This window comes from Nitrospira sp. BLG_2 (genome assembly GCF_049222245.1).
The window spans coordinates 1-7,335 of the sequence record NZ_JBLYIG010000205.1; the positions used below are offsets into that span (position 1 = coordinate 1).

General features: G+C 51.7%; 5 protein-coding genes. 2 read left to right on the forward strand and 3 right to left on the reverse strand.

Features of this window, described 5'->3' with window-relative positions; all coding sequences use genetic code 11:
- The coding region (locus ACOSYY_RS05730) for a phosphoglycerate kinase (protein ID WP_526023289.1) at positions 1-492 on the reverse strand (492 nt) is incomplete at its 3' end.
- A 98-nt stretch (positions 493-590) separates the two neighbouring features.
- Positions 591-1,604, reverse strand: coding sequence for a type I glyceraldehyde-3-phosphate dehydrogenase (gene gap / locus ACOSYY_RS05735; protein WP_421661307.1), 1,014 nt, complete (start codon positions 1,602-1,604; stop codon positions 591-593).
- Between the two features lie 145 nt (positions 1,605-1,749).
- Here gap and ACOSYY_RS05740 point away from each other — a divergent pair, with 145 nt between their 5' ends.
- On the forward strand, positions 1,750-4,158 hold the full coding sequence (locus ACOSYY_RS05740) for an endonuclease MutS2 (RefSeq protein ID WP_421661308.1): 2,409 nt from the start codon (positions 1,750-1,752) through the stop codon (positions 4,156-4,158).
- Between the two features lie 5 nt (positions 4,159-4,163).
- Here ACOSYY_RS05740 and ACOSYY_RS05745 read toward each other — a convergent pair whose 3' ends face one another.
- Complete coding sequence (locus ACOSYY_RS05745) at positions 4,164-6,428, reverse strand: KAP family P-loop NTPase fold protein (RefSeq protein WP_421661309.1); 2,265 nt, start codon at positions 6,426-6,428, stop codon at positions 4,164-4,166.
- A 66-nt stretch (positions 6,429-6,494) separates the two neighbouring features.
- Between ACOSYY_RS05745 and ACOSYY_RS05750 the strand changes: the two genes are divergently transcribed.
- Positions 6,495-6,611: a Smr/MutS family protein gene (locus tag ACOSYY_RS05750; RefSeq protein WP_421661310.1), complete on the forward strand. Its 117-nt coding sequence runs from the start codon at positions 6,495-6,497 to the stop codon at positions 6,609-6,611.
- Positions 6,612-7,335: the final 724 nt, after the last annotated feature.

Here is a 7,335-nt window from a genome sequence, read left to right on the forward strand (position 1 = left end):
TATGTATTGGGTGATGCCGACAGTCGACGCATGGGCCCGGTGGGCCGCCCCGAAGGCATCGTTGATGAAGACATCGCCCAGCGAGGCAAGAGCCCTGGCGAAGTCGTCGTCATTTTTTTCCTCGCCGGCATGAAAACGAAGATTTTCTAGCAAGAGGACGTCTCCGTCCTTCATCTTAGCGACCAGTTTTTCGACGGCCGGACCTATACAGTCCGGAGCAAAGACCACATCTTTCCCAAGCAGTCTTCCCAGTCGCTTCGCAACAGGCGCCAGGCTGTATTTGGGGTGAAAAGTTCCCTTGGGCCGGCCGAGGTGAGAGCAGAGAATGACTTTCGCCCCTTCATCGACGACGCGATTGATCGTCGGCAGGGTTGAACGAATACGGGTGTCATCGGTAATTTGAAGCGATTCGTCGAGCGGGACGTTGAAATCGGCGCGGATGATGACCCGCTTGCCACGAAGTTGCACATCGTCGATCGTTTTCTTGTGCAAATTCATCGGGCGCTCCTCCAGTGAGTTCTATGAACTGTGAACGTAGGTCCGTGAGATGGATTCGTCTGAAGCGTGCCCGATCATCTCCGATGCGGTCATCAGTGAGTGGTGGATTTTCCGGCCAGGAGCTTGACGAGGTCGCGGACTCGGCACGAATAGCCCCATTCATTGTCATACCAAGCCGTGACTTTGACGAGACGCTTATCCACGACGTTGGTCAATGGGGCATCGACAGTGGCCGAATGATCGTCTCCCTTCTGGTCAATCGAGACGATGGGGTCTTCGGAATACTTGAGGATGCCTTTCAGGGGGCCATCGGCAGCCTTCTTAAATGCCGCGTTGATGGACGCCACGTCACAATCCTTCTCGGTTTCCACGGTGAGGTCAACCAGCGATACGTTCGGCGTCGGCACCCGAATCGCGAGCCCATCCAACTTGCCCTTCAGTTCGGGAATGACGAGATGCAGCGCTTTGGCTGCCCCGGTGCTGGTTGGAATCATCGACATGCCGGCCGCCCGGGCGCGCCGAAGGTCTTTGTGAGGAAGGTCCAGCAGTTGCTGATCGTTGGTATAGGAATGGATGGTGGTCATGATCCCATGCTTGATACCGAACGATTCCAACAGCACCTTGGCCACCGGCGCGAGACAGTTTGTCGTGCAAGATGCATTGGACACAATACGATGCGATTGCGGGTCGAATTTCTCGGCGTTCACGCCCAAGACAATCGTCATGTCCGGATCTTTTGCCGGTGCGGAAATAATCACATACTTGGCGCCGGCGGACAGGTGTTTGCCGGCCGCTTCGCGATCGGTAAATCGGCCCGTCGATTCGATCACCACATCCACGTTCAGCGCCTTCCAAGGCAATTCCTTTGGATCCTTGGTCGCGAGCACTTTGATGGGCTTCCCATCAACCAAAATCTCATCGTCCTTGGCCTCAACGTTTGCCGGCAGCGTACCGTGCACCGAATCATACTTCAGTAGATAGGCGAGTGTTTTGGCGTCCGTAAGATCGTTAACGGCGACAATTTGCAGATCCTTGTCACCCATCGAAGCGCGAAACACGTTGCGTCCTATGCGTCCGAATCCGTTGATTCCAACACGAATGGCCATGGCGTAATCCTCTACATGCAAATATATTAGTTTAATACATCCGGATGATACAGCACGAAAAGCGATAGTATCGACGCCCTCTACTTCTTGTCAAGACACTTGGCTAACGCCCAAAATGATGGAGAAGGCGGGGTAGGAGGCACATGTGAGCGAGACATTATCTGAACATGCGGCACAGGCGTTGGAGTGGCACCGGTTATTGGACGTTCTTGCGCAGCATGCACAATCGTCGATGGGAGTGGCTCGATGCCGGTCGCTTTGCTTGTCGAACGACCTCACGGACGCCCGGCTGCGTCAACATGAGACGACTGAAATGGTGAGTTTGCTGGAGGGAAGTCATCCGATGCCGGCGCTCGCCTTTCCCGATATCCGTGAACAGCTGACTCGATCCAGGAAGGGGGGAGTGCTTGAGGCCGCGGAGTTACGAGACTGTGCGGTTGTGTTGGCTCTCATGGCGGAAGTAGAGCGATATGCCGAGCCGCATACAGCCGAGACACAAGCTCTGGCTCGGGTCTTGGCTCCGCTCCATGACACAAAAAGCTTGCGCGGACTCTTGAAGGCTATCGAAGGGGCGATCCAATCCGACGGTTCCATGAAAGACACGGCTTCGCCAGAGTTGCGACGCCTGACTCACCAAGCGCAGGGGCTGAAGCAGGAGATACGGCAACATCTGGAGCGAATTCTTCATTCCAAACGCTATGAGGACGTCCTTCAAGAGTCGTATTTTGCTCAGCGAGAAGGACGTTATGTCGTGCCGGTCAAGGCGGACATGCGGGGAAGAATCCCCGGGATCGTCCACGATGTGTCGGCCAGTGGGGCGACCGTCTTTCTGGAACCGAGGGAGTTGGTGGAACTAAACAACTCCATCAAAGTGGCGGATCTGGAGATTGAGCGTGAGGTGCAGCGCATCTTACGTGAGCTGACCGCGCTGGTGGCCTCCAACGCGACCAGGATGGAACAAGGGATGGAGGTGCTGTCGGAATATGATGTGATTAGAGCAAGGGCTGAGATGAGTCGCCGGTTGAAGTGCAACCCTGTTGCATTGAACAGCGACGGCCGCATCATGCTCAAACAGGCGCGGCATCCGCTGCTGCTCATCACGAAAGATCAAGTGGTTGCGAACGACATTCACATGGATGAAACGATCCACGTCCTTGTGATCTCCGGACCGAACACGGGGGGGAAGACCGTCGCCCTTAAAATCATCGGGTTGTTCGCGCTCATGGTGCGGTCCGGGCTTCACCTCCCCTGTGCTCCGGAGTCAGAGATGGCGTTGTTTGTAGACCTCTATGCGGACATCGGAGATGCTCAGGATTTGAGCCGTGATTTGTCGAGCTTTTCCGCTCACATGATGTCCATGATCCGGCTCCTTTCCGAAAGCGTCATGGCGAGGTCTTCCTCAATGTCATGCGCACTCGTGCTCCTTGATGAGCCTGTGACTTCAACTGACCCGCAAGAAGGGGCGGCGCTGGCAGAGGCGCTTCTTTGCCGTCTAGCCGAACTGAACATGAAAGTGGTGGCGACTACTCATTATGGTGCGCTTAAGGAGTTGGCGCAAACGACACCCGGTTTTGTGAACGCCAGCGTGGAGTTCGATGTGGAGCGGTTGGCGCCGACCTACCGACTATTCATGGGCATTCCCGGCGGCTCATCGGCCTTGGAGATCGCCGGTCGTCTGGGTATGGATCAAAGCATTTTGAACGATGCCCGGAAGCGGCTCCACCATAACGATCAACGGCTCGACAAGCTGATGGCGGATTTACAGCGAACGCAACGCCAATTGGCTGAGGATAGCGAGATGGCTCAGAGAGCCAGACAAGAAGCTGAACAAGCGGCTCGGGAAGCACAAGTACTTCGAGCGCAACTGCAGGAAGCTGAGCAGGAGGTCCGCCGTGGGCTCAAGAAAAAACTCGGCGAGCAGTTTCAACGTGCGCGAGCTGAAGTACAGGCCATCGCCGATTCCCTGAAACGCGAACAGAAACTGATCAAGGCAAAGGAAACGAAACAGCGGTTGCATGAGTTGGAGACGAAAACCATGCAGGAACTTGTGCCGGTCAGCAAGCCAATCCCGCTGGAGCACCTTGGTATCGGCGATACGGTGGAAATAACCGGCTTAGGCATGACGGGGAGTTTGTTGGAAACGCCACAAGGGAAGAAGCGAGTCCGGGTCAAAGTGGGAGAGGGTGAAATCTTGGCCGGCCTGTCGAACCTCGTCGGCATTGTACAGGAACCGGACATGCCGGCAGGACGACCGGCCTCATCCTCATCAAGTCCTTGCCCAGGCCCGACGAGTACAGGCCTGGGGCTGGATGAGCAAACCGTGGTGGATGTGCGAGGGCAAGCAGCCGACGAGGCGCTCGATCATGTCGTCGCGGCGCTGGATCGGGCGACCTTCGATGGAGCCCCGCACCTCCGGATTATCCATGGTCATGGAACCGGCCGACTCAAAACCGTTTTACGCGAGTATCTAAAAAAATCGCCTTATGTAGTTGAGTTTCGCCCCGGCGATCGGGCCGAAGGAGGGGATGGAGTCACCGTGGCAAAGTTGCGATAAATAAATTACTCGGGAGATAACATTGACCTTTGTTTAGTTCGTTCTTCTTTCTGTTCGTTTGAACTTTGCTGTCTTCTTTGGCTTTGAAGGGAAAGAAAAAATAAATCTACTAGCTCGATCTCTCGCTCCGTAAGTTGCGATCTATCCAGATGCGCCAATCTTGTCTCAATCAGGTCGATATCGACCAGCATCTGCAATTTATCGATCTCGACATAATAATTTACTCCTTCACCTGAGTAAGAGCGCCCCATCAAGGAGGAGCAAATCGCAAGGAGTCCTTCTTTAGTAGCAGTTTGAGAAATTGTCCATTCTTTCCATTCACTGGTTGTGTCCCAGCGTTGCCAGCAAAGCAATATAAATCCCAGGGCATGATGCTTAATTAACCTGCCATCTGCTGCCCACTCCTTTATCCTGCTCAGGCAAGTTGCTCGTAGTGGTTGAAGTTGTTCGTCGGTCAACCCTGACGTCCTGTGATCGCTTCCGCTGCCTTCAATTGAGACTTTGCCAATAGGCAGATAAAGTCCCGTGGAATTTTGGATGGCGGATGACAAGGTGTGAAGCCTCTTGTCGAAGTCATTTATTCGCATGAGCAATCTTCTGCTTAGCTCTATGTAAAATGTATCGATTGCACTCCTTCTGTCGTCTTCCCATGGCGGGAGGCATTCGTCAGAGATGTCAAAAATCGTTATTAGCAATGACTCGATGTTCTGAATTTCCATGATATCGCTGTAAGCTGTTAATCTCTCAAGCATGCTGACAAGTACGCCACGTTGGAAATAGTTTTCAAGAGAGGTTTTAGATTTCGCCCGACATGGCAGTACTTGCAGGAACTCCTCGAATTCATCCTGTGAGATATCATTGCTGCCCACTGAGAAGATGAAATATCTATCGAAATTTTTTGGATGATGAACGCGTAGTTCTCGAAGCGCTTCATCAGCATTAAATCCACCGTGAAAAAAGCTTTCATCATCCCAGGGAAACGATGGAAAGATGTATCCCAAGAGTGGAACAACGATAGCGCTATCGGCCTCAGAACTTGTGCTCAGAATAGAATCTCTGGTGCGTTTCACTTCATCATTATCATTGTTAGAACCACTCATGTCTCTGGTTAAAAAGCGTTTTCCGCGTGGTAACGCCTGATATATTTGTTCATGCAAGACTTTCAAAGCGGTAAGGCACATCAGATCAAGGACATTAGCTGAGATGGTATCTTTCCCTTTCATGACAGATAGATCGAACGTTAAGACATTCGTAAAGATGTGCACATCCCGGAGTGTCCGGAAGAGTGGCGAGATGGCTGTGAAGGCGGATGCCCATTGAAACTCGTCGAACTGTACCCTAAGGGCTGGATCTGAAATCAGGGCGCGCGTGTCTTGTTCCAAGATCGATATAAGCTTTTCCCTGGCCACTAGGGGAAGAGGGAGATGCACTTGTACGATCTTTTTCAAGTATTCCTTCCCATTATTTTGAGTGATTAAGTCAAGCGCCTGTTCAACAATTTGACTTTCCATGAGAAGGACATAAACCAGGTTGGGAAAATCGGCATTAGCTTTGATTAGTTGAAATAAATAACAGATCTGAGAAGCAGTCAGCCGGTCGATGTCATCGATAATGATTAAGAGAGGCTTGGGGAGCTCTTTCATCGAGTCGCGTAATCCAATTTTGAAGTCTTCCATTGACGCTTCATGCAATGCAGCTTGAGCTTCTTTGAGTTCAGCCCACCGATCGGAAAATTGGTTCAGCACGGTAAGAACTTTGTCCCAGGCTATGAGAATTCCTGTGCATAAAAGCATCAGCATGAACCATCCGAAATGATCTGTCATAAATGACCATGTGAGCCCTGCTCCAGTTATGACTGCCACTACCCGTGCTATGACTTGTAAAGTGGTATTAGATACAAACCTGCCAACACGCAACTTTGCTGAATACATACGCCACTTAGCAGCCTGCTTTTGGTAGTTGGATGTGGGAGTCTTCCCCAGGGCGATTTCTATTTCCCTAAAGAACGCTTCTGCAAGCTGATTTTGCCCGGCCCACTGCCAAGGGTTGAATTCGACAAAATGATTGTTGGGCATTGAAAGACCTAGCGAGTCTTTCAGCATATTCTTTGTAGATGTTTTTCCACTTCCCCACGGACCTGAAATGGAGACAATTAGGCTTTCATTCCCTTGCCAACCTCTAATAGCGGACGCGATTGACTCAACGAAGGCTTCTCGGCCAAATCTGTCGCCTTTGAGGCTTTCTATTGGTCTATCAGGAGAGATGTTCATGGCTGAGCCGTCCCAGGACGGGGATATTCTACTTTTTGTATTGAATTTGGTCCATGGTGAGATGGCATGGGCGCAGTTCAGGCCCTGAACCAGAGGCTGGAAGAATCACCTTATGTAGCCGAGTTTCGCCCCGGCGATCGCGCCGAGGGAGGAGATGGAGTCACTGTGGCAAAGTTGCGGTGAGCAGTTGTTGAGCTTTTTCTATTGAGCCGTAGGGCTTTCGTCAAAATATTTCGGTGTTCGCCTGTATTGTTTCTGATTCATCCCAGTATCTAACCCGATACCGTATCCGCTTCAGCGAGCAATCCATACGAGAGTCACCCCTGTTCTATTGAGTGCTGTAACTGCCTGCTCTTACGGGGGTTTGAAGCATTATGGCTTCGGTCGCTCTGTCTGGTATCGAGTTTGCTCAGTCGTTGTATGTCTCTGGTTCCCTGATAAAGTTCTTGAACATGAAGCACTTATCCAGGAGGTCCGTTATGCGCAGCTCAAAATGCATCGAAACGCAGGCTCTCAAGACGAGCGATGTGAAGCGCATCAGGGAATTGCATTATGAGAACGATTTACTCAAACTTCTGTATACGGATTTGTTGGCAAAAACTGTGGTCATAAGGGGCGGTCTCGCAAGAGGTGTGAGGGAGTGCTAAGGGAAGAGAATTTGTGAGTGACCTCTTCGAGACAGACGTTCAGTTCACCCGATTGGCTCGATTATGAGCATGCGAAGGAAGACGCTTTATTTACAAGTGATTGATGTAGAGGGCTTGTTCCTTGACAGGGGAAAAGCATTCTTGCTAGCCTGGCAGCTCTAGAGAAAGCATCTAATCATCTCTCCCGATCAGGCTGTAGAATCTGTGACTTTCCAGGAACTTGTTTTTGCCCTTCAACGATTCTGGGCCGATCAAGGCTG